The sequence below is a fragment of the Spirosoma soli genome (genome assembly GCF_042684525.1).
Lineage (GTDB): Bacteria > Bacteroidota > Bacteroidia > Cytophagales > Spirosomataceae > Spirosoma > Spirosoma soli.
This window is the reverse complement of sequence record NZ_JBHULN010000006.1, coordinates 55,953-78,264: the sequence shown is the minus strand read 5'-3', so window position 1 is coordinate 78,264 and position 22,312 is coordinate 55,953. Positions and strand designations below refer to the sequence as shown.

The following is a 22,312-nucleotide window of genomic DNA, read 5'->3' as shown; positions in this document are numbered from 1 at the left end:
TCCTCAAGAGTATTTAATTAAATGCGTTAAATTATAATTCACTAATTGCCAGTCAAATACAAGCTGAACTGGGCAGATAGAAATAAAAAAAGGTTCGACTACCAAATCTTCTATAAAAGGATGCTTCGGGACGATAAAGAACTCGATGGCAATGATTTTAACACTATTGCCCAAAAGATTTACTCGATGCAGCTCTTTGAGGCAGACTACACTTAAGTAATTGCAATGAATTTGCATGAACAGATTGATTATCAATAATCTTCATATTCAAATGTTTCATTATAGTACGGATTAGCATTTCTATACCGTCTTGAAATTAAGCCGTTGCCGTTGTAACTCAATTGATAACTCTTGTTACCATCATTAATGTAGTTATTTGTACTAATTGCTAATGGACCAGCGCCAAATACTACCCATAAATCATGTAAGGGGTTGGGTGTGCTATCATAAACATATGTGGCAGTGTTAGCAAAGGTTGGAGGAGCGGTATTAGATACCGACTGTACTACGTTACCACCACTATATACATAATTTATAACTGCGTTGGATATTACTTGTGAATTGTTAACGGAAGTTAAGCCAGAAGGTAGACTACTACCGTCGTTGTAGTAGAAACTGATGGTTGAATTCTTAATGAACTGGTTCGTATTCGGATAGTTTATATAAGATGTGTCAGCAACGAGGTTACCTTTGACATCATAACTGTATAGATGTCGATTTTGTGGTGAGCCGATTCTATAATAGTGGTTAAAATCAGCTTAAATTAGGTGTTCCTGCTGGTCATAAAAAAGGCGAGACAGCTGATTGGTAGGGGAGCCTACTGACGGATCTGTACGGAAGCTGAAACTAATTAGTTTACCATTGATGCTATAAGAAAAATTATATAAGTAAGAAATATTCCCAATAGTTGTATTAATTGCTTTCAATCGAAACCGCTGCTCAGGTGAGCGATGATCTTGACAAGAGAGCAAGATTGTTACTGAAATAATCGTCAAGCTTAGACGTAAACAATTTAATTTATTAAAAAAGAAAGCATATAAGAATGAATTACATGCTGAAATAGTATCTACATGCAGAAACCTCAGATTTTTAACTGAGTTGATGAGATGGTTAGCATCAGATAAACGCTGCCACGTAAGTAGTTTGTTGTCGTTCATAGGAGGCATTTCCGTGTCCTGTACTATTGCGCTATCTCAGAATTAGTCTATTTTATTTTTCGTTGAAGCTGATTTACTAACTTTTTGAGCTCTTGAATCTCTTTTTGTTGAGTTCGGTTAGTCTTTTCTACTTGAATAGTATACAAAGTCAGTTCTTCTACTTTCTCCAACAGCTTAGCCTGCATCTGTCCCACATCCACCCCCTCTTTTACTACCTCCTCAGCCGAAGGCACACCGGGTAGGTGCTTCTCCTGGTTAATGAACTGCTCCACCTCCTTCAATCCACGCAGCTTATAACCGCTCTCAAACACCCGATCCGACCAGTCGTTGGTGCTCTTCACTGCTACCTTAACTTTCTCAGTTAGTACCCCATCTGCAACGTACAACCTATAACCAGCTGGAGTCTTACTAACCCCCGGTCCAATAACTATGCCACCAGCATTAGTGTTGACCAGGTTATCGCCTTCTGCTTTCCATAGATCATTGGCCGCTGCCTCCCGGAAAGGACTACTGGTTGTGCTGCCCAACACCACATCACCCTGATCGTTGACTGTTAAGAACTTGGTCTGTCCTACATACGTCGCCTGACTAGCTCTTGTTAGATTAGTAAACCTCAAGCCGCTATTGCCATTGGTGCCTTGAGTAATCTCCAGCTTAGCCTTGGGCGCTGAGGTACCAATACCCACATTGACGTTGTTGCCAAGAACCATGGCATTGTTAGCACTCACTACGGCATTAGCTCCAATAGCCGTCGCATTCTCTAAGTTAGAACTGTTCTGGTCCCCACCCGCTGCTTTACCAATGAATGTGTTGTTGTTACCAGACTTGTTGCTGGCGCCTGCGTCCTGCCCAAGCATCACATTGTAGTTACCACTAACAGTGTTGAACCCGGCTTGAGCTCCCATGAACAGGTTGTAGTTAGCGTTACTTGTGTTGTAGCCAGCCCCATTCCCAATGAATGTGTTGAAGCTACCAAGCTGGCTTTGCTGACCAGCCGAGTTGCCGATGAAGGTGTTATAGTTACCAGATTGGTTAGAGTACCCCGCGTTGCTACCCAGGAATATGTTGGCAAACCCGGTGGTGGTGTTATAGCCAGTTCGCTGGCCGATGAAGGTGTTAAAGGAAGCGTTTGAGTTAGCACTGCTGAAGCCCGCATAGGCCCCCAAGAACAGGTTAGACCCCCCCAAGCTATTCAGGCCCGATTGAAAGCCAACATACACATTCTCCGTGCCTGACGTTGTGCGTTGTCCTGCTTGATAACCAACGAATGTATTGGAGCCGCCTGCTGCATTACTTTGCCCAACAAATACTGTGTTGTTGTTAGCATCTGACCGTATGTTAAACGGCTGTGCATCAGGTATAGTGATTTGTTGGCTAAAACTTACTGTGACAGTAATAAGCACAATTGAGATTGTTAGAACGTGTTTCATAAAAGCTTTGCAATTAGTTAAGCGATAATTATTAGTAAGATGCGATAATACTTGTTCTTAGCAAAGTTAGCGCCAAGCTATTTACCTCACACTAATACATTAAAATACGTTACGATGTCGTTAAATTGTGTTGAAATAATATTCATAAATGAGTTTCTAATAATTCAATCAGACTCAATGTATCTTAAATAAGCACAAATATGTTCTTTTTATTCCCCTACAAACAATCCGGCGGTAAAAGCATTACATAATATACGACTAGGTAAAGCTGCAAAATTTGCATTTATACCTATTCCGTAAATATAATACCAATATTAGTATAGTTTAGTCAATATCTGATTAAATTATGTACTGTTACCTAGTTTTCTCAAACATATGAAGGGTCTTTTATTTTTATCAATGTTCCTGTTATCTGTAACGGTTAATGAAAGCGTAATAGGTCTCTTAAATAGTTTATCAGATTCTCGGTTCGTAAATAATGCCAAAGCCGGTAGAGTCACATTAGAGCAGTTCGGAGCTAAGGGGGATGGGGTAACGGATGATACTCAAGCTATCACCAAAGCGCTGAATTCTTTAGAGCCAGTAATTTATGCCTCTAAGATAAAGGCCTTCTACAAGGTATCGAATCTAGTAGTTGTTACGGGTGTAACTAATAAGAGACTAATAGCAACAGGCGCTAAAATTCTTAATAGTGACCTTACTAAAGCGACATTTCTTTTTCAAAATTCGAGAAACATACAAATCGAAGGGGGCACATTTGGGTACGCTACTATGCCAACAGCAAACGGTGGTAACAGCCAACATGTATTTCAGTTTGAAGGGTGTCAATCAGTACTAGTAAATAAAATACATATAATAAACTCACCTGAAATGGGGATTGCCATTACAAATAGCAATAGGGTCACAGTACAGAATTCTATTATTGAACACACCTTCCGCGACGGCACATACTCACACTACTCAGCAAATGTTAAGTACCTTAATAATACATACAACAATATCAAAGATGATGCTATGTCTTTTCATGATTACGGGATCGTTTCAGAAAAGTCGAAATTAATTAAATTTGGATACTACCAGGCAACAAATTTAGTGGCACAACACAACACAGTTTTAAATGCTTATCAAGGCTTTGGGTCAATTGGCGCTAACGGCGTAAAAGTTATAAATAACAAGTTTAAGAATACAGTTCTAGCAGCCATTGCTGTGTTTAACTCAAAAGAACTTTACGCTAATGGTACTTCGCTTGCTAGAAACGCTCAAATATTAAATAACAGCATTGAAGGAGCTTGCAGCACAGTTATTATTAACAATCAACCATTCACTAATAATGGACAAGCATCAACCGGGCGGGCCGCCATCTTTGTAGGTTCTTTGGGTACTAATAATCAACTGAATGCAGGAGAGACGAAGCGTTTAAAAAATATTGTTGTCAGTGGCAACAATATTGCCAACTCACGTGCCCATGGCTTCTTTGGCAGAGATATTGATAATCTTCGATTTCTGAACAATAGCTTTTCTAACTGCAGTGGTGCGGTGCCTGCTCAAAGCTTATCTGGAGACATTATAGAGTTAGGTAATATAACCAATTTTACAGCTGACAATAATGCAGTCATTGATACACGGCCCAAAAAATTACACCAGCACGGATATGCGCTTAATAATGTAGCAGGCCAAATGGGGAACTGGAACGTGAAGGGGGTTGTGGCAGGCGAAAAGCTTCTAACGGCTACACAATCTTTACGGTCTTTACCTAAGCCTAAGCAGCGGCCAATAACTAAACCGTCAGCCAAACGTTAATTTATAATTTTCCTTACCCTATTTGGTGAGCCGGTTTTAGCTAAAACAATTTATTAGGTGAAGTGCTCGCTTCTAAAAGTGCTTAAAGATTTGGCTCAAATAGCTTTCATTTCCAGTTCGCTCTACAGCATAGCGTAGCTATGGAGCTCTTCAACCGGATGAGAAGTTAACCTATTCGAAGATAAAAAGAATTTGTCCGCCCGGCTCAACCCGCATTGACGACTTATAAGCCTTTCCTGGCGAACGCTTTAAGAATTAATATATTACCCGTTCAAAGGCATCTGCTATTATTTCGTAAAAAACAACCTAGCTGAAGTAGAGGTAAAGAGCAGCTTTCCTCCATTATTGACAATCTGCTGTGCCTGGGCAGTGTTACTTGTGATATTGATCGTATGGCCAGGGTTTAGGGTAATAACATCGGTACTTATTGGTTCCCGACCACATGACCAGGTAGTAGGGTCTATCCAATCACCTGATTGCTTAGAAGCACATACAAATGATGTAGTCGTGAGGATAGTATAATCCCTACCTACGGCTATCCCGCGATTCCCAGTAAAATACACGCCGTGCAAGTTATTATCTGCTGGTGATTCATTTTCTCTCCAATTTATCCCATCTGGTGAGACTGCTATAGGGGGTCTACCAGTTAACAGACCGCCAACGGCTACCCATTGTGCTGCGCCATAACTTAAATCAGCTGTTTGTTGGCTCACTGAACTGGAACGAGTCCAATTGATTCCATCGGGCGATTTAGCAATGTAACCCTCCACCGTGCTAATCAGATAGTTTCCTGCTCCATAAGCGATCGAGGTAAGATAATTTACTGTTTGTACATCCCTACGAGTCCAATCGAGCCCGTTTGGTGAAGTAAACATACCGCCCCCTCCTAGTAAAAACCAGGTTCCATTCAGATAGTTCACATGGTTTAAGCTGTAGGACAATGACCCTGCCTGCGGTTGATAGGTCCAATTGATTCCATCTGGAGAGGTATAGTAAATTCCGTACTGCACTCTGACACTGTTCGTTTTACCAACGGCTAGCCAAAGTCCTGCACCGTGACTAACGCTATTTAATCTATTAGCAGGGTCCGTCTGCCGAAGTGTCCATGAAATTCCATTTGAGGAGGTTAATATAGTGCCATTAGTGCCAACAGCTACCCATTGTCCTGCTCCGTAAACAACTGATAGCAGGTCTTCTTTTGTTGGAGCACTTTGTTCTGTCCAGGTTAGTCCGTCCGGCGAAGTAAGAATTTTCCCTGCAGATCCAACAATAAGCCATTGCCCGTTACCATGGGTTACGTCATAATAATCTCCACACCTTTCGCAAGATGTAACTCTTGTCCATTGAAGTTGCCCAAACCCACTTGAAGAGGAAACAAGCCAGAGCCAAACAACTAACAGCAGGTGCCAAGTTGCCTTGGTATATTTGTGGTACAGCGCTATTAACATAATCAGGGAGGTAGACAAATTAGAAGCTTAAAAACAGCTTTATTAGAAAAGATACAATACCTCATGATATACTTTATGTAGCTCTGATTATACACTTGGTACAAAATCAAGTATGCATAAAGTTAATGTGTCGTAAGAACTAGGGGTAAAGCTCGCATAATAAGCTATCTGATCAAATTCTTTGCAAGCTTACATTTTAGTAGACTCCGGGGCCGAGTGTATTTGATGTTGAAAACGGAAGCCAATCATTCTTCGTTTGGGTAGATTAACATATAAAGAAAAACAATCGTTAATTACTTCCAAAAAGAACTATGCATACTTAAGGTGCGCTTTAACTGATTTGGTAAATACCTATGCCAGCTCCCGAGCCGATACCCGGCGTATTTAGCTATAGTTCGCACCACTTGAACTGGTATCAACCCTACATGTCCATTCTTACTTAGATACTGCCATTCTTGCATAACGTATTTAAGTCCTTCAGACTCAGCTTTAGAAAATTCGCGCAGTACAGATTGTTGTGATTCATGAAAAGCTCCGATATCAAAGTATCGCTTAAATTCTTCACTTAATGTATAATCATGGGAATGATATACTTCGGCATCAGCTGCATAAGCAACGGCCTTGCCTTTCAATATGAAGCGAGCAGCAACAGACACATCTTCACCAAGTACTGTGTCAGAAGGGAATCCACCTACTGACCGTAAATCATTTTTATAATATGCAGCAAACGAATTAGAACAAGAGCATGTTTTAATACCCATCTGGGGTATTAAAGCTTTCGTTTTTATTACACTAACATCTGGGTAATTTGCCAATCTTGCCAAGCGCCCAAACAGACCTGTCTGAGCATACGGTAGTTGCCTACCGTATGCCATAGCTATATCATCACGACTTTGTAGCATCGTCACCAACTGCTTTAGTGTATTAGAAGAAGCAGGTAATGCATCTTGAGTCATAAACACAACTATGTCTGACTGCGCTATAGATAAACCCAAATTACGAGTGGCACCATGGTTGAACTCAGCCTTTTTAATTTGAATTAAGGCAGCGTTACCTCCTTTAACAAGCTCTCTAGTATTATCCGTAGACTCTGAATCGATTACAATTAACTCGTGTAATAGCGTTTGTTCACGGAGCTTTTCTAGTAAAAGTGGAAGAAAAGGAGCAGCGTTATAAGTTGGTATGACAACAGACACCATAAGCAATGAAATTAGTTACACAAAGCTACATCCTCAACCTCTTAACGACGTTCAACAGCATGAAAAATCTATTGGATACTTGTTTAGTAAGTCCATAACCTTTCTCGCCTGTTGGTGAAGCATTGTTACCATGTCTTACGTATTTAATTAAAGGTGATGAATAAAAATACACTTTACCTTTTACCTCAACTAACAAACCAATCCACCAATCATGCATATGTATGTGACGGGGAAATGGCAACACGTAAGTCAAAATTTCTTTACGGAATGCCATACAGCATCCAACATAAGAATTTTTATATAGATTATGCCAAAACCCTTTCCGGCTACCGCGAAGGTTAAAAAATGACTCATGTAACACTAGGTTATTCTCATTAACAACTCGGCAGTCAGATAATATTAAATCGTGATCCTTCAATAAAGACTGAGTGATTTTAACTTTATCAGCTTCCCAAATGTCATCTTGATCAGATAAGTATATATAATTTCCAGTAGCCCTTTTTAATGCCTGTTCAAAATTACCAATTGGTCCAGAACGCTCCTTATTTACGCTTACACTTATGCGACTATCATTTATTTGGCTTATTATTAATAATGTGCTATCAGTAGAATTGTCATCAGATATAATCACTTCATCATTTTCCGACAATTGAGGAAGGATTGAAAGTAATTGTTTTTTTATATATTTTTCACCATTATAGGTCGCAATACAAACACTTATCTTATCCATATATATTATATTTTAAATCTAATTTTTTTAGCAAACAAAGGGAATCTAACTCTATTAACGTTAAACCCAATAAACCTTACTCTATACCTTTCTAATCTGGACAAAATAAAAGGGAAAAGCATCTGAAAACTCAAGCCCGAAAAATTAATCATGTTTTCAAACATATTAAATACTGAAATCACACATAAGATTGCTAAACCTGAAGTAAAATATTTACTATGACGTGGAAACGTTTTGATATAAAAGTATACAAAGGTAACGTAAAATAAGAAAACTAAAATAGGTCCATACCAACCTAGCCTTATATAAGGCTCGAAATAAATTGACCCAACCGTTAATATCGGATTAATAGAATAATCTAATCTATTTAAACCATCATAATCTGCCTCCATAGGTACAATTCTTTTCGAGATAAAATCTGGCAAAAGCTCCCAAGTTATGAATGTACCAACATCATATCTGTGTTTAACACTTGTTAGCGTAGCATTTTGAAAATTCGCAAAAGGTGAAGAAGCATATATATAAAACCAGTAGTACTCTTTTGGAATAAGACTTTCTGTATAATTGTCAGTTGCTTTAGTTAGTCTTAAAAAGGCGTATGGATCGCCGTTGAAAGACCTAGCATTTCCTAAGTAGCCAAACCCATAAAAAAATATACAGGCACTAATCAACAATACAACGACACGGCTTAACAAAACTTTTCCAATAGAAAAAAGGTAAACTATTAAACAAGCCGTCAATGTCATGATAAGTGCTCCTCTATTTACTATAAGTATATTAGGTAAAAGTAATATTATTACAAATAGTAATAGCCTATTGTCTTTTGTACTAGTATATTGATGAAAAGTATAAACAGTATAAAAACATGTGAACGTGTGAAGGATTACGTGAAACGTAGGTATTCCAAAATCCATATAAGCGAGATCAGCACCGCTAAAAAGCAAAAAAATTGGAATACCTTTATTGTACGTAAATTCTACTATATAACTTAATATGATTAACATGATAATGCTTTTACTAGCATCACTTCCTGTAATTTTCTTATATTCTATCTTATAGCTTATCTTTTTGCCCAAATACAAAGCTATCATAAAAGAGCTAATTAGAAAAATAGATACATCAGCTGTCAAGGTGGGATATATTTCAGACCATCCCCAAGAATATATCAGAAGAGCTAATCCGAAACTCAAGACATAACAATAAAAAGGATTAGCGAATAATTTAGTTTTCATTTTTACCTAGTGAAAAGGCCTTAATAAATACCTTAAAAAAACTAATACTTTTAAATCTGTAAGACATTAAGATGCTGCGTAGTCCAACCATAATAGTATAACCCAAGTAAGATTTTAATTCACCATTACTCAAACTTGCCGCTTTCGCACCTTGACAATAATAAGTAAATCGATTTAAAGCAAACTTTGCATTTGTATAATCAGAACTGGATAACTGATGTTCTATAAGGCAGTCCACTACTACAAATTTTTTATATAATACTTTCAACCGATCAAAAAAAACAAAGTCGCTAAAATACAGCCATACATTTTCGTCATAACCACCAACGTTTTGATAAGCATCTATGCTTATCAAAAGGCCACTATTTAACACATTTCTTGCCTTTAAAAAATGAACACCAGGTTCTATCTTTGCAAGATGTGTGCCTCTATTCATAATATATTTGCAAGGTGACAGTAATAAATTATTTGAGTATAGCATAGGGGCATAAACAGGAAAATTTGGATAGTTTTTTAAAGCATCCACGTACTTTTGCAGACTGTCGGTCTGCATAGTAGTATCCTGATCAAGCACTAACATCCATTCTTTTCCTTTTAATGAAGCGATTTCAGCTCCTCTGTTATAAGATAAACTTATACCAGGGTTAGCAGGGTCATGTAAATAATACAAATTGAATTCTTCATTATCTATTTGGCCGAAATCATCAATTTCCAATGATGGGCTATTATCACAAATTAATACATCAACGTAACCTTGAGAAAGAAACGGGCGCACAGTTTTTTTCAATGATTGAAAAGCTGGCGATTCATTCAAATCTGTTTTATATAAAACAATTAAGAATAATATCTTTGATACAAAATCAACGTTTTGTGCACTTGCGGATGACTGCTTTAGCGCTGATGATGTAAGAGACGATTGGTCTGCAATTATATTTTTTATTTGGTCCGGCATCGTCTGTCAAGAACTTTGTTCACTTAAATAAATGATTACGAAATTGTTTCTGCATATAATATAAATTTAGCAATAAAGATAATGATTTATTTACTATCTTATTACCAACATAAAATGATCTTATCGCGTTTGTTTCTCGCAAAGACATTGAAAAATTACTGCTAGCTCCTCCTTCTTGACAACGGGCGATTACCATTGGCAACCGCTGAACTGGGAGATTTTGCCTGTATATTTTCAGATTAAGTTCATAGTCAGATAAAATACGAAATTGAGTATTGTATCTAAAGTCAGTAAAAAGATTTTTTCTATAAAAAGCACCTTGATGATGGATTGTGTTTTGCATTAATATACGTGAACTTAAGAAAGACGGAACTCTTCTCCCATTATCAAAAAGAACATCGCCATGCGCCATAACACATTTATCGCTCAATTGTGAAGCTACTTGGTCTAGTACATTTGGTATTAATGTATCATCTGCACCTAAAAAGTATAACCACTCTCCCGACGCTTTATCAATACCTTTATTCATTGCATCGTAAATACCCTGATCAGGTTCGCTAATCCACCCAGCCAGTTGGTGTTCGTATTTATGAATCACCTTCAATGAACCATCATTACTACCTCCATCAATAATCCAGTACTCAAAAAATTCCCTCCTTTGCCCTATAACGCTTTTGATCGTAGCTTCTAATGTAGACTGAGCGTTATATACAACTGTTATAATTGAGATTAAAGGTCTGATCACAAGCGGTTTAGTATTTAGCTAATTTTCTAACACGTTGATGATAATATATAAAGATAACGGTCACGCTCACAGAATAGTCTCATAAACCTTAATAGTCTCTGTTGCTGTGCGCTGCCATGAAAAATGGGTCAATCGCTCTCGTCCTTTCCTAATTAATCCTTGACGAAGTTCAGAGTCGTTTAATATCCGTTCAACGGCATTGTTGATGGACTCCGATGATGTAGGATCAATATACAAAGCAGCATCACCAGCAACTTCAGGTAATGAGCTTAAATTACTGACTATACAGGGGCAATCGCAAGCGAAGGCTTCCAAAACAGGGATTCCAAAACCTTCATATAACGTTGGAAATATAAAAGCAAACGCTTGTTGATACAACCTTTGCAGAATCTCATCGTTAATTGACAGCTGTTCTACAAAATTGCCTACGCCTAATGAGTCAATTAACAAACGTTCCTCTTGACTAAAGGGATCTCCACCTGCGCACAGAAGCTTCAGTTTGTGCTTCTTTAACAGGGGATAAATGGCTCGCAGTAAGCCTTCAAAATTTTTATACCGCTCCCGCCTACCAACAAATAGCAGGTACGGGTATGAACTTTGTATGTTATTAATTTGCGGACGAGTAGGCTCAAGTGAATTTCCTAAATAAACTACCTTTACCTTACTAGGTTCCACATTTAACAGTTCGACTACGTCACGTTTAGTACTTTCTGAGATTGCAATAATTTGGTCAGCTCTATCAGCTAAAAATTGTTTTTGTCTGGTAATAACTCCACCATCATCTAACCCAGGAAATTGAGCAACAAATTTCTCATGAATCATATCCAGAAAAGTCACTACGAAGGGACGTCCTTTTAGATATGGAATGAAGTATGGGTCATAATAAGTTGCATGAAAAACATCAAACTTTTTTTGTTTAAGTTGATGCAAGCTGTAAATTTCATTTAGCCTATATATTATCTGTATTTTTTTATACAGATGATTGTCAGGAAAAAAGCTATTAACTTTAAGACCAGCTTCTTTAAGATGCGAATTATTAGAAAATAGTAGTGATATATAGGCTTGATTATTATTTGTATTATTAATACTTGAAACTAATTCAGTATAGTAACGTGATATTCCTCCGAAATTTTGAAGAGAAAAAGTTTGATGATCGAAGAAAATATCCATATTTAGTAATTTTTACTTATCTATAAATTAAGGTTGAGAAGGCGATTCACTCTTTATATTATTTTTAATAAATAAAAAATCTCTATTTAGCAAGGAACTTCGGTTACCTGTTAACTGATTATACCAACGACTCAGGCGTGGGTGTGTTATTAATTTAAACTTACTGTTGCTAATAACTTTACGGCTAAACAGATGTATGTTTTGTTCGTTCCAACAATAGTTTAATTTAAATCGATCAGCAAGAGCTTGTAATGATGCACGGCTATATAATGATATGTGCTGACCAGTCTCAGGTGTAAAATACCACCATGTTTCAGGAGTAACATCGAATGATGGCTGAACAGTAGTAGAAAATAAAATTGTATCACTAAGGTGAAGCATCTTTTCCAATTCCGATACAGGGTTGACCAAGTGCTCCATTACTTCAAACGCGGTTAACAATTCCGCTCGGAAGGGAGCCGTATCAGCAATATCAAATGATTCAGCAAAAAGGTTTTGACAATAAATATCCTGCCTATAAAAATCATACCCACTATCTCGCATCATACGTACAAACATACCGTAGCCCCCGCCATAATCAATAAATCGGGCGTCTTGTTTAAACCACTTCTTAATTGTAGCTTGTACTATAGGAACCATCAGTTGATTACGTTCGGTTAATCCTAAATCTAAGCGTGTAATTGCTGAACTGTAAGCTTCCTCTAACCAGTAAGGAGGTTCCGTAAAAATGAATTGACAATTATTACACCTAAAATATTGTACCTTATACTTATTGAGTATCTCAATAGTACAATAAGGCAAAGAACTAGACGTACAGATAGAGCAAGTCATGTAATTTTAGTAAAATGTGATCGTTATTTATTCCATATACCCTTAGCAGTTCCAGAAAGTATTTTGTAAGCTTGTATACCACCAAATACGGAGCCAAACAGCAAAGATACCCCTGAAGCTAAAATTACTCCTGCGCTTCCCATTCCCAGCATTTTTCCAAATAATACGGCCAATGGAACGTTAACAATGGCAGAAAATACAGAGTAATAGAGTTGAAATTGAATTTTTCCTACTCCATTTGCTACCGCTACAACAACGCTATTCCAGCAACTTATAATTACGAATATTCCCATACATATACTTAATTGTATGGGGACTACAACCCGGCTACCTACCCATAAAGAATAGATTGTGTTTGATAATAGTACCATAATTATAATTCCAACCACAAGACCTACCCACAATTTTTGCAAATAATAATATGTCTTCTTCATCCATATAGTATCATTTTTCGCATAAGCTTCTGTGAAAGCCGACCAATAGGGTGTGATAGCAATCATGAATAAAGTATTCGCTGCATTAAAATATCGAAATGCAACATTGTAGACAGTTACCTCACTTGAACCAAATAGTTGTGTAATAATCAAATTGTCCGTGTAAAATAATATGATGACAGCTAACTGAATTACAAAGAATTTGTACCCAAGTGACAGCAAACTTTTTGCATACTTGAAGTCAACCATACGTAGCGTAGGTTTGTATAAACTTAAACGACTTTTATATAATACAACACTACTAATACCAATAACAAGAATTGGGCTAACAGCTGTGACCACAGCCAAGTATTTTAGATTCCCGTGTAAATAATGTGTTAACAGGTAAGTACCTAAAAGAATTACTACATTTGATAATAACGCTATAAAGCTAGCCTGACTAGATTCCTGAAGTGCAAATAGTACATAAGAAACAATATCCATTACTAGTTTGACCGCTATGCCAATGGCGGTCAGAAGTACAACAAATTGAAGTTGTCCATTGTCAATAGTTGTGTTTAATATTTGCTGCCAAGGAACGAACCGAAATATTAATAGAAATACAACGATAAAAAAGAGTTGAAGAATTCCGAATATAAGATAAGCAGTACTAACGTAAGAACGAGCTAAATTAATATCCTGCTTTGAGATTGCTTCCGAAAGCTTGTTCCGCAACCCGTTTCCAATTCCTATGTCAAAGAACGTTAACATGGTTACGATTGAGCTTATTGTCAACCATGTTCCATATCTTTCTGTTGAGAGGTAATCTATAGTGAGTGGTACTAACAGCAATGAGATTGCCATCCCCCCCCCTTTTATTAACAAACCTAAAACAGTATTTAGTTGGGCTTTACGAGTACGGGGATGGGCATTACGGATACGCTCCCTAAAATAGTTAATCGATGAAGACATCATGAAGTTACTATTTGTGCAGCTCTCCTACCTTCTGTTTGTATTCTCTCCTCAACCATTAATTTGGCAACTTCGGCCATTTTATAATGAGCCTGCCAACTTAATTGCTTTCTGGCTTTACTGGGATTTGCATATCCTTCAGCAATATCAGTAGGACGAAACAGCGAAGGATCAATTATAATATGATCTTCCCAATGCAATCCAACTGTTTCGAATACGATCTGGATGAAATCTCGCAACTTACGCGTCTGCCCAGTTGCAATTACATAATCATCCGGTTTGGGCTGTTGCAGCATGAGCCACATAGCTTCTATGTAATCGGGTGCCCAACCCCAATCGCGAGCAATATCAATGTTACCCAATGTCAAAGTTTCGGCGCTTCCATTTGCAATACGGCAGGCAGACACTACAATCTTTTGTGTAACGAAGCGCTCCGGCCTCAAAGGTGATTCGTGATTAAATAAAATTCCTGTACTTGCGTGCAATTGGTAAGCTTCCCGATAATTGGCTACTTGCCAGAAGGCGGCTGCTTTGGCTACACCATAAGGGCTCCGTGGCCGAAACGGAGTCATCTCATCCGCAGCTTCCCTACCTGTGTCGCCGAAACACTCACTAGAACCCGCGTTGTAGAACTTGATCGGTAAGTTACTAAACCGAATAGCCTCCAGCAGATTTAAAGTACCAACGCTGATACTTTCTAATGTTTCTACCGGCTGTTCAAACGAAAGGCCTACAGAGCTTTGACCAGCAAGGTTATATACTTCGTCGGGTTTTACTTTAAGCAAGGTCTGCAAAACACTTCTAAAGTCATTTATGCTAACTGAAACGAGCTTAACATCTTGCCGGATACTCAAGCGAGCAAGGTTTGTAAAAGAAGCCATTTGAGCATCACGAGAGCCCCCATAAACTTGATATCCTTTATCAAGAAGCAATCTAGCCAAGTATGCTCCATCCTGCCCTGATATTCCACAGATTAAGGCTGTTTTCATGCGATATGAGTGAAATTGCGCCCTTTGATAAGTTTTACCAGCAACACAATCAGAGTTACAAAAGCTCCTATAACAGCAAAGCCTAGCATTATAAACGTACGTTTAGGCCCACTTTTATGTAATGGAACTGTTGGTGGCTCTAAGGTTTTAAATACGGGTGTTTCTTCCTGTACTTTAATTTTAGCTTGCTCTAACTGCTTTGATAGATCATTATAGACCGTCTGGGCTAACAAGTAGTCAGCCTGGAGCCTCTGTTCATCAATCTTAGCTGTGTTTAAAAACAAACTCCGATTACGATCCCGGTAATTTGATAAAGCATACTCTGCCGCTTGATAACGGGTCTTTGCTTCACCAACTTGCTTCACTAAAAAACCAACTTGTTTACTAGCTTTTTCAGTGCGGTAAGTGGTTATATAGTCAGTTAAATACTCTAATGACAAACGAGCAACAGTTGCAGCAACTACAGGGTCCGGTTCAGTTGTAGTTATTGTAAGAATCCCTGATTTCTTATCATAAACTGCAGTAGCACTTTCCTGCACAGATTTTATATATTCGTCCTGTTCTTTTGTGACTTGAAGAGCTTGACTAAAGTTCTTAGGGTCAATCCACTCATCTTTGTTGTTTTCGGAGTTTCTTTTATTATAAAATGAGTTTTCAACTTTTCTTATTATGCCATAATTACCCATGCGATTTAAAAATTCTCCTAAAGTCATCTCTTGCTTAAACTCAGAAGAATAAACCGGCTGTTTTAAAAGGTTTAAAGCAAAGGGAACACTTTGCAATACATTTGGATACAGATCAGGCCGAATAGCGTCTGAAGCGCTAAGATTATCTAAGTTAAGACCAGCTAAGCCAGCTAAGGACCCTAAACTACTTAATCCAGCGGTTCCTTTAGTCTGTATTTCGGGCATAACCGTAACTTGGGCGGTATACATATCCGGCTTAGAAAACGCATATAGTGCGCCCACCACTAAGCCAGATAAAGCGCCCAAAAGAATCAAACGGCGGCTATCTCTTAAAAACTGCACAATGTCACTCAGCCGAATCTCTATTTCGTCCTCCTCAAGTCGTTCTTTTCTTCTATCCTCTGTAACTGACATACTAATAGCAATGAGAAGAGTTAGCGAACCAACACATTAATAAGCGCAATGGACACTGTGGCTAGCAAAGAGAAAATACCAATCCGCTCAGCAGCAGTCAACTTATTGTTGTCAAGCGGCTTGAATGGTACTACCACTATTGATCCTGGTTCTACACGTGGTCTAGAAGCAAAGAACAAGAACTTATGCGTTCGATCTTTGCGTCCATTCGGATAGATAATATACGCTTTACCACTCCGGGCATTGTCTGTAAAGCCACCTGCTTCGTCAACGTAATCTCCAAATTTATAACCGGCTTTATAACTGACAGACGAGGGATTCAGAACGGCTCCCTGGACGGCTACAATTTCTGACCGACGAGGTATGATAAGCGTGTCACCATCGTTTAATAATAGATTTTCTTCGGCACCGGGATCATTTAAAATATTTCTAAGGTCGCTACCAACCACTTGCCCTAATCGTCGGTATTGGGCTCCGGCCATGTAGGCTTCGGGCTTGAGGCCACCCGCCCGTATGATTACATCCGCAATACGCTCCTGGCGGTTGTAGATGGCATAATTACCGGGTTGCATGACTTCACCTGAAACATACACCTGGCGCTGAACTTCATAGTTAGCCGAGGTTCGGACGTAGACAATGTCAAATGGTTGTAGTCGGAAAGCTGATGATCCGCCTACTCCAGTGGCTGGATTACCTTCTAAAGGGCTGATCTGCAAGTTTCGGTCAATAGAGAATCGAAAAATTTCCAGTCGGGTCGTGCGAACACCTACTGAGTCCTGTCGAATACGGCGAGCTACCTCCACTAGATTAGGCTTGGCTCCTTCCTGAAAGCCACCGGCCACAGCGATTAGATCAGCAACGCTCATGTTATTGACAAATTCGACTGTGTCTGGTTTGTTAACGGCTCCTTCAATAATAACGTAATACTCCTCGCGCAAGTCTCGAATGGACAATACGGTTAGGCTGTCTTGCCGCATTAAAGGAATATCGGGGGTTTCACCACGCATCAGCTTGCCAAGGTCAAAGGAAATATTTTCCGTATCCATGTCGGCTCGCTCGCGGATGATTGTTGCCCGATTCGTAAACGCATCTTTTTGCAAACCGTCCGCTCGGTTGATGAGCTGTTTAACAGTTTCTAAACCTGGCTCAAGCGCATAATCGCCCGGTCGCATGACAGCACCTGCTACCTGTACACGGTTTTCGTATCGCTCCAGAATTTTACCGACTAAATACTTATCACCACGTTGCGGCACAAATGTCGCTAATTGATCTTCAGAAATTGTTACGATCCGTCGCTCCTTAGCTGTGTTTCGCCGTAGTGTAATGGACGCCCGGTACGCATCGTCTGAGAAGCCACCCGCAAAGCCTAGTACTGTTTTGAGGGTTTCACCAGGAAGTACTTCAAAAATGGCCGGTCGACGGACTTCGCCAGCTAGCTCAATCCGGGTATCATAATCAGCGACCCGAATAACATCCTGATCTTGTAAGCGAATGTTATCACGTTGATCGGCGCGGAGAATAAAGTCGTACAAGTCAATAGTACGTACCACGCGGTTCCCTCTGATAACACTAATTTTTCGGAATGACCCAGTCTCGGGATTAGGGCCACCCGCTAAGTATAAAGCATTAAAAGCCGAGCCTAACGAGGATACGGTATACGTACCAGGTCGAACGACTTCGCCAACAAGCGTGACATTAATGCTACGAATGTTGGTTAAGGCTACATTGGCATCCGTACCGCTACCCGGAACGCCGAGCCCCTGGTAACCCGCTTTACGTAATCGGGCAACAATGCGCTGTTCGGCTTGCTCAATCGTTAGACCCGCCACAAAAATGGGCTGGATGTTAGGCACCTTCACCGTGCCCTCGGGAGTGACTTTCAATCTGAAATTATCAGAAGCAGCGCCCGAAATATCAATGCCAATCTCATCATCTGGGCCAACAATGTAATTACGAGGGGTGGCAATTCGTAGGTTAGGTTCAAACGACAAATTGGCATTCTCAAACAAAGATGCTCCAAATACCTTAAGGCGACGGCTTGTGTCCTTGCGAGTCATGTATAGTGATGTATCAGCAAACCGACGAGATAAATCAGTGGGTAGCCTGCGTCCATTACTAGTATCAGAATAAGACTGCCCCGTTGATCGCCCACCCTTTGATTGAAGCTCAGCAATCCGTTTACGCATTTTGGCAATGTCCGTAAGGGTAAATCCCTGAGACATAGCCGCCTGCTCAATTTGCGGCTCACTTAAACCGCTGGCCTGTGCTTTACGGTAAAACTCTAATACCTGGTCGTCAGTGAGCTGATCTACCCGCTGGGCAGTTGCCTGATACGTTCCAGCCAGCATGAACAAACTAAAAACGAAATAGTACGAACGTATACGGCAAGTAAAGTGTGACAATTTGTCCTTGGTACGCATGAACGGTGGCTGTTGGGCCAAAAATTGATTCGCAAAAGTAATAGATTACTTTTAAAACGTTGTTCCCATATGCTAAGGTACATGCTGCAACGTGTAACTTACCTTGTAGTCCCACTGTAATGCACTAAATTTGTAGAAAAAAGTTAATCAGCCGACTCGTTGGCGAGTTACTCATCTACTTAGCTCATTTCTTGTGTGCTAACCAGATGATCGCTTAGCTTATACCTTGGCTGACTAACTGACTCATTAACTGACAGAGATGATTAACCTCATAGCTAAATTTTTCGGCACTAAATCGCAACGGGATATTAAAGAGCTCTTCCCGTATGTCGAGAAAGTGAATGTCGAGTTTACCCGGCTGAAAGAGCTTTCAAACGACGAACTGCGTCAGGCATCAGCTGAGCTTAAGGCGCAAATTGCCAACGAACTCGCCGACATCGACGGGCAGCTGGCTGAATTCAACGAGCAGGCTAGCCACCCGGATGTAGACGTTAATGAGAAGGAGCGGCTCTTTAACCAGATCGATAAGCTCGAAGCAGACCGCAACACCGAACTGGAACGCGTTTTACTGGACATTTTACCCCGCGCCTTTGCTGTCGTGAAAGAGACAGCCCGGCGGTTTACGGAGAATGAGCAATTAACGGTTACCGCTACGGACTTCGACCGCGAGATCGCTTCGCGTAAGAAAAACGTAGTCATTGATGGTGATCAGGCGCACTGGGCCAACCAATGGGATGCCGCTGGAACACCTATCCGTTGGGATATGGTCCATTATGATGTGCAAATTATCGGTGGGGTGGTTCTTCACCAGGGTAAAATTGCGGAGATGGCAACGGGCGAAGGTAAAACCCTCGTCGCTACGTTTCCTGCCTTCCTGAATGGACTAGCTGGTCGCGGTGTGCACATCGTAACGGTGAACGATTACCTTGCTAAACGTGACTCCGAGTGGATGGCTCCTTTATTTGAGTTTCACGGTTTGCGCGTTGATTGCATCGATAAACACCAGCCCAATTCGGAAGCACGCAAGCACGCCTATCTGGCCGACATCACGTATGGCACGAACAACGAATTTGGTTTCGACTACCTGCGCGACAATATGGCCCGCGAAACGGGTGAGTTAGTACAGCGTAAGCACCATTACGCCATGGTCGATGAGGTGGACTCCGTCCTGATTGACGATGCCCGAACGCCACTGATTATTAGTGGCCCCGTACCCCGTGGCGATGAGCAGGAATACATTGAGCTAAAGCCCCGCGTGGCTCGCGTTGTAGAAGCGCAACGGAAGCTGGTGTATGATTTTTTGAACGATGCCAAGCGGAAAATTGCGGCTGGTGACGAAAAGGAAGGCGGCTTGTCGCTATTCCGGGCGCATCGTGGTTTGCCAAAGCATAAGCCACTCATTAAGTTCTTAAGTGAAACAGGAAACAAAGCGCTCCTGCAAAAAACGGAGTCGATTTATCTGGCAGAAAATCAGAAGTTAATGCCCGAGGCTGACGCTCCTCTTTACTTCACCATCGACGAGCGGCACAACAGCATCGACCTGACCGAAAAAGGTATTGACTACATTACCGGCTCGGGCGAAGATCCAAACTTCTTCATCCTCCCCGACCTTTCTATTGATCTCAATACAATCGACAAGGATAGTGAGTTTTCTGAGCAGGAAAAGATATTACGCAAAGAAGCGGTTGTTCGCGATTACGCCGTCAAGACGCAACGGATCAACACGGTCAATCAGTTACTAAAAGCGTATTGCCTGTTCGAGAAAGATACCGAGTACGTTATCATGGACGGAAAGGTGAAAATCGTTGATGAGCAGACCGGCCGGATCATGGAAGGTCGTCGATGGTCGGACGGGTTGCACCAGGCCGTTGAAGCAAAGGAGAACGTAAAAGTTGAAGATGCCACTCAGACCTACGCGACGGTAACGCTTCAAAACTACTTCCGGATGTATCATAAGCGGGCTGGTATGACCGGTACGGCTGAAACGGAAGCCTCTGAATTCTGGCAGATCTACAAAATGGACGTAGTCGTTATTCCGACGAACCGCTCTATTAGCCGGAAAGACGAAGAAGATAAAGTATATCGTTCCGTACGCGAGAAATACAACGCCGTTGTAGACGAGATTACATCTTTAGTTGAGAAAGGTCGTCCGGTGCTCGTCGGTACCACCTCGGTTGAAAACTCAGAATTGTTAAGCCGACTGCTGACTCTACGCAAAATTCAGCATCAGGTTTTGAACGCCAAGTACCACCAACGGGAAGCCGAAATCGTAGCTACGGCTGGTTTACCAGGTACCGTCACGATTGCGACGAACATGGCCGGTCGTGGTACTGACATTAAGTTAACGCCAGAGTCGCGGGCAGCGGGTGGATTGGCCATCATTGGTACGGAACGCCACGAATCGCGTCGGGTTGACCGGCAGTTGCGCGGTCGGTCGGGTCGTCAGGGTGATCCGGGTACGTCGCAGTTTTTTGTCTCTCTGGAAGACAGCCTGATGCGTCTTTTCGGCTCGGACCGGATTGCTAAGGTGATGGACCGTATGGGACTCGAAGAGGGCGAAGTTATTCAGCACTCAATGATTACGAAGTCCATCGAACGGGCGCAGAAGAAAGTGGAAGAAAATAACTTCGGCATTCGGAAGCGGTTACTCGAATACGACGACGTAATGAACTACCAGCGTGAGGCTATTTATAAGCGCCGTCGGAACGCGCTCTTTGGCGATCGTCTGCCGTTGGACATTGCCAACACGATGTACGACGTCATTGAGGAGACGGTCAATAACTCTGAGGGTAATTACGAAGAAGTTAAACTTCAGTTATTAACTACTCTTGGCTTCTCACCTACGTTGAGCACGGAAGAATTTGGCCGTTTGAAAAAGCCAGATCAAGCCCGACGCTTGTACGACGAAGCAGAAGCTCAATACCAGGCTAAGAATCATGCAATTGCCGAGAAAGCCTTACCAGTGCTTACGCAGGTGCTGAACGAGCAAGGCCATCAGATTAAGAATATTGTGGTACCCTTTTCTGATGGTTTGCACGAGCTGACCGTCGTTACAGATCTTCGCGAAGCAGTGGAGAGCGGTGGTCGTACCATTGTGACGGAGATGGAAAAAGCGGTAACGCTGTCTGTGATTGACCAGGAGTGGAAAGAGCATCTGCGCGAAATGGATGATCTGAAGCAGTCGGTACAGAATGCGGTGTTTGAGCAAAAAGATCCCTTACTGGTCTATAAGTTTGAGTCGGTTGAGCTCTTTAAGCGTTTCCTCAGCAAAGTTAACTTTGACACTATTAGCTTCCTGAGCAAAGCGGATATCCCCGCCCAGGAAGCAGAGGAGATACAACAGGAGATTCGCCAGGCACCCACCCAAAGCCGTCCTCAGCCACAACCCCAGCTCCAAACAAACATAGAGGACTTCGATGATGATCATCTGGCAAGTGGCCCCGAAGAGTACGCCCGTCGGATGGCTGAGAATAACGCCATGGGAGCGGGCGCCCCACCAATGCCTCCCCGCCAGCCGGTACGTGTTGCTAAGTTAGACCGTAACGCGCGTGTTAACGTACAATATGCGGATGGCTCGGTTAAGCGCGATGTCAAATTCAAAACGGTTGAGAACGACGTTGTAAGCGGCAAAGCCATGTTGATTGAGTAGGCATTGAGTTATTTTTTGCACGTAACAGGAAGCCCTTCAAACTAGGTAGTTTAAAGGGCTTCTTCATGCATAAGA

The 22,312-nt window shown here is 41.0% G+C and carries 15 protein-coding genes; 2 read left to right on the top strand and 13 right to left on the bottom strand.

Features of this window, described 5'->3' with window-relative positions:
- Window positions 1-1,204: 1,204 nt before the first annotated feature.
- A complete protein-coding gene (locus ACFSUS_RS11560) occupies window positions 1,205-2,587 on the bottom strand; it encodes a bZIP transcription factor (protein WP_381522652.1) in 1,383 nt (460 codons plus the stop codon).
- Window positions 2,588-2,962: 375 nt separating this feature from the next.
- Between ACFSUS_RS11560 and ACFSUS_RS11555 the strand changes: the two genes are divergently transcribed.
- Window positions 2,963-4,387: a right-handed parallel beta-helix repeat-containing protein gene (locus ACFSUS_RS11555; protein ID WP_381522650.1), complete on the top strand. Its 1,425-nt coding sequence runs from the start codon at window positions 2,963-2,965 to the stop codon at window positions 4,385-4,387.
- Window positions 4,388-4,674: 287 nt separating this feature from the next.
- Here the strand turns inward: ACFSUS_RS11555 and ACFSUS_RS11550 are convergent, their stop codons facing one another.
- The 12 genes from ACFSUS_RS11550 to ACFSUS_RS11495 all read right to left on the bottom strand — a co-directional run bounded on the left by ACFSUS_RS11550 (window position 4,675) and on the right by ACFSUS_RS11495 (window position 18,588).
- Complete coding sequence (locus ACFSUS_RS11550) at window positions 4,675-5,853, bottom strand: WD40/YVTN/BNR-like repeat-containing protein (RefSeq protein ID WP_381522648.1); 1,179 nt, start codon at window positions 5,851-5,853, stop codon at window positions 4,675-4,677.
- 275 nt (window positions 5,854-6,128) lie between these two features.
- The gene (locus tag ACFSUS_RS11545) at window positions 6,129-7,034 is read right to left on the bottom strand and encodes a glycosyltransferase family 2 protein (RefSeq protein ID WP_381522646.1); all 906 of its coding nucleotides are present in this window, start codon (window positions 7,032-7,034) and stop codon (window positions 6,129-6,131) included.
- 25 nt (window positions 7,035-7,059) lie between these two features.
- Complete coding sequence (locus ACFSUS_RS11540; protein WP_381522644.1) at window positions 7,060-7,764, bottom strand: glycosyltransferase family 2 protein; 705 nt, start codon at window positions 7,762-7,764, stop codon at window positions 7,060-7,062.
- Between the two features lie 5 nt (window positions 7,765-7,769).
- Window positions 7,770-8,996 (bottom strand): hypothetical protein, encoded by a 1,227-nt coding sequence (locus tag ACFSUS_RS11535; protein WP_381522642.1) that lies wholly within the window; start codon window positions 8,994-8,996, stop codon window positions 7,770-7,772.
- On the bottom strand, window positions 8,986-9,948 hold the full coding sequence (locus ACFSUS_RS11530; protein WP_381522641.1) for a glycosyltransferase: 963 nt from the start codon (window positions 9,946-9,948) through the stop codon (window positions 8,986-8,988). The genes ACFSUS_RS11535 and ACFSUS_RS11530 overlap by 11 nt, the downstream gene beginning before the upstream one ends.
- Window positions 9,949-9,967: 19 nt before the next feature.
- Window positions 9,968-10,693: a glycosyltransferase family 2 protein gene (locus ACFSUS_RS11525; RefSeq protein ID WP_381522639.1), complete on the bottom strand. Its 726-nt coding sequence runs from the start codon at window positions 10,691-10,693 to the stop codon at window positions 9,968-9,970.
- A gap of 66 nt (window positions 10,694-10,759) precedes the next feature.
- Window positions 10,760-11,863, bottom strand: a complete 1,104-nt coding sequence (locus tag ACFSUS_RS11520; protein WP_381522638.1) for a glycosyltransferase family 4 protein — start codon at window positions 11,861-11,863, stop codon at window positions 10,760-10,762.
- Between the two features lie 27 nt (window positions 11,864-11,890).
- Complete coding sequence (locus ACFSUS_RS11515; protein WP_381522637.1) at window positions 11,891-12,502, bottom strand: class I SAM-dependent methyltransferase; 612 nt, start codon at window positions 12,500-12,502, stop codon at window positions 11,891-11,893.
- A gap of 215 nt (window positions 12,503-12,717) precedes the next feature.
- Complete coding sequence (locus tag ACFSUS_RS11510) at window positions 12,718-14,082, bottom strand: oligosaccharide flippase family protein (RefSeq protein ID WP_381522636.1); 1,365 nt, start codon at window positions 14,080-14,082, stop codon at window positions 12,718-12,720.
- Window positions 14,079-15,068, bottom strand: coding sequence for a GDP-mannose 4,6-dehydratase (locus ACFSUS_RS11505; protein ID WP_381522634.1), 990 nt, complete (start codon window positions 15,066-15,068; stop codon window positions 14,079-14,081). Before ACFSUS_RS11505 ends, ACFSUS_RS11510 begins: the two co-directional genes overlap by 4 nt.
- A complete protein-coding gene (locus ACFSUS_RS11500) occupies window positions 15,065-16,168 on the bottom strand; it encodes a Wzz/FepE/Etk N-terminal domain-containing protein (RefSeq protein ID WP_381522633.1) in 1,104 nt (367 codons plus the stop codon). The genes ACFSUS_RS11505 and ACFSUS_RS11500 overlap by 4 nt, the downstream gene beginning before the upstream one ends.
- Before the next feature lie 20 nt (window positions 16,169-16,188).
- Window positions 16,189-18,588 carry an SLBB domain-containing protein gene (locus ACFSUS_RS11495; RefSeq protein WP_381522631.1) on the bottom strand — a complete coding sequence of 800 codons (2,400 nt, stop codon included), beginning with the start codon at window positions 18,586-18,588 and terminating at the stop codon, window positions 16,189-16,191.
- A 259-nt stretch (window positions 18,589-18,847) separates the two neighbouring features.
- On the opposite strand from ACFSUS_RS11495, the gene secA reads away from it, so the two are divergent.
- Window positions 18,848-22,237 carry a preprotein translocase subunit SecA gene (secA, locus tag ACFSUS_RS11490; protein WP_381522630.1) on the top strand — a complete coding sequence of 1,130 codons (3,390 nt, stop codon included), beginning with the start codon at window positions 18,848-18,850 and terminating at the stop codon, window positions 22,235-22,237.
- Window positions 22,238-22,312: the final 75 nt, after the last annotated feature.